Annotated in this window: 1 protein-coding gene; it reads left to right on the top strand. The window is 69.6% G+C overall.

Annotation, left to right across the window (positions count from 1 at the left end; genetic code table 11):
* Positions 1 to 72: 72 nt before the first annotated feature.
* On the top strand, positions 73 to 536 hold a 464-nt coding region (locus HZU84_RS20050; RefSeq protein ID WP_180693127.1), incomplete at its 3' end, for an IS110 family RNA-guided transposase.

Here is a 536-nt window from a genome sequence, read left to right as displayed (position 1 = left end):
CAGCGCTTGCCCAGCGCGCACCATGGGGCGGCAAAAGCTCAACCCGCGGCTGCGGGCCGCAAGGAGATGACCATGACGGTGGTGTTTCTCGGGATCGATCTGGCCAAGAATGTCTTCGCGCTGCACGGCGTGGATGCGGCCGGCAAGCCGTGCCTGGTGCGTCCGCAGGTCCGGCGCGATCAGCTCGCCGAGCTGGTGGCCAGGCTGCCGCCCTGCACCATCGGCATGGAGGCCTGTTCGGGCGCGCACCACTGGGCGCGCCAGTTCGCCGGCTTCGGCCATGCCGTACGGCTGATGGCCCCGAAGTTCGTCGCCCCGTACCGCATGAGCGGCCGGCGCGGCAAGAACGACGCCGCCGATGCCGCCGCCATCTGCGAAGCCGTGCAACGTCCGTCCATGCGCTTCGTGCCGATCAAGTCCGAGCTGTCGCAGTGCCGGCTCGCCATCCACACCGTGCGCCAAGGCTGGGTCAAGGCCCGCACCGCCACCATCAACCGCCTGCGCGGTCTGATGAGCGAGTTCGGCATCGTGCTGCC

This window comes from Sphaerotilus sulfidivorans (genome assembly GCF_013426975.1).
Classification (GTDB): Bacteria; Pseudomonadota; Gammaproteobacteria; order Burkholderiales; family Burkholderiaceae_C; genus Sphaerotilus; species Sphaerotilus sulfidivorans.
This window is presented reverse-complemented; position numbering and strand designations above follow the sequence as displayed.